The sequence below is a fragment of the Bradyrhizobium cedriense genome (assembly GCF_054602315.1).
The window spans coordinates 1-1387 of the sequence record NZ_JBTSWB010000024.1; the positions used below are offsets into that span (position 1 = coordinate 1).

At 62.9% G+C, this 1387-nt stretch carries 1 protein-coding gene; it reads right to left on the reverse strand.

The window, feature by feature from the left end; all coding sequences use genetic code 11:
* Nucleotides 1-1322 (reverse strand): IS5 family transposase (locus ACYCVF_RS36730; RefSeq protein ID WP_459607648.1); only part of this gene is annotated, 1322 nt, incomplete at its 3' end.
* Nucleotides 1323-1387 lie beyond the last annotated feature (65 nt).

The window sequence follows — 1387 nt, forward strand, 5'->3', positions numbered from 1 at the left end:
TCGGTGAAGAGCGCGGCCAGGATTTGGCACAGCAAAAGCCTGAGCCATCGGATGAGACGGCGGAAGTTGTAGCCAGCGGCGGCGAGGACGGCGTTGTTGGCGTCGCCGTGCTTGAACCAGAGATAGTTGCGGCCCATGCGGTGCTCGGCCTTGAGATGGCCGATGACGGGTTCGACGGCGGACCTGCGGCGCAGTTGGCGCTTGATCTTCGGCGTCACTCCTCGCTTCTGGCCGGAGAGGAAGATCCTGAACTTGTAGTCGGGCGGCGCATTGTGGCCGCGGTATCCCTTGTCGAGGAAGGCGCGCTCGATGGTATTGCCGACCAGCGCCTCCATCTCCGGGATGACCGTCGCCAGCGTATGGCCGTCATAGGGATTGCCCGGCAGCGCCTTGACATGGGTGACGAACTGACCGCCCGCGGCGTGCTTGAGCGTGGTGGTGACGGAGACCTTGACGCCGAACTCGTAAGGCCGGTGAGCCTTGCCTTTGCCGATGCATTCGACTTCCGGCGCATGCAGCGAATAGACCTTCGGTCCGCGTTGGCGCTGTTGCTGCTCGCGCACCCGCCGCGCCAGCATCAAGAGCTTCGCAAATCTCCCATCGAGCGTGGCATTGCCGTCGATCTTGCGGCCGATGTCGCGGATGACACGGCCGAGATAGGTGCGCAGCCTCTTCAGCATCCGGTTGGCGCGCTTGAACTGCTTGGCATGGGCATAACGCTGATGCTGGATCAGGGCGAACTTGCCCACCCGCGCATAGGATTGGCGCAAAGATACCCCGGTCAGCTTCGCCAACCGCACCAATTTCTCGCGCGCCCGGTTCAGAAGCTTTGCATCGGTGGGGAACGTCACGTTCTTGGGCTGAACCGTGGTGTCAACGATCACCTGGGATAGGTCGGACGGCTTGATCGCCTTGGTCCTGGCGGCCACCGACAGGCTCTCCTGGATCAGCGCCTGCAGCCGCTCTTCGCCCATGCGGTTGCGCCAGCGCGTCAGCGACGAGCGATCGAACACCAGCCGGTGCTGGAAGAACTCCTCGCCGCAGAAGAACTGGTAATAGGGGTTCTCGACCCAGCGCTCGCAAAGCACCTCGTCGGACAGGTCATAAGTGTGCTTGAGAATGGCCAGCCCCGCCATCAAGCGCGTCGGCAGCGGCGGACGGCCGGGGTCATCGGTGTAGACCGCTCCGAACTTCGCCTCCAGAAATCCCCAATCGATCGTCCGCGCCAGCTTCACCAGCGCGTGTTCCGTGTCGATGATCTGGTCAAGCCGTGAACGAAACAGATCCTGATCGCCGCTCTCCCGACGCTCCCGTGGCCGCATCGAATCCTCCGCTCGTCACCGCCTGCAGCAGGGAATCACAGCTCGAGATTCGAGGGAATCACAAA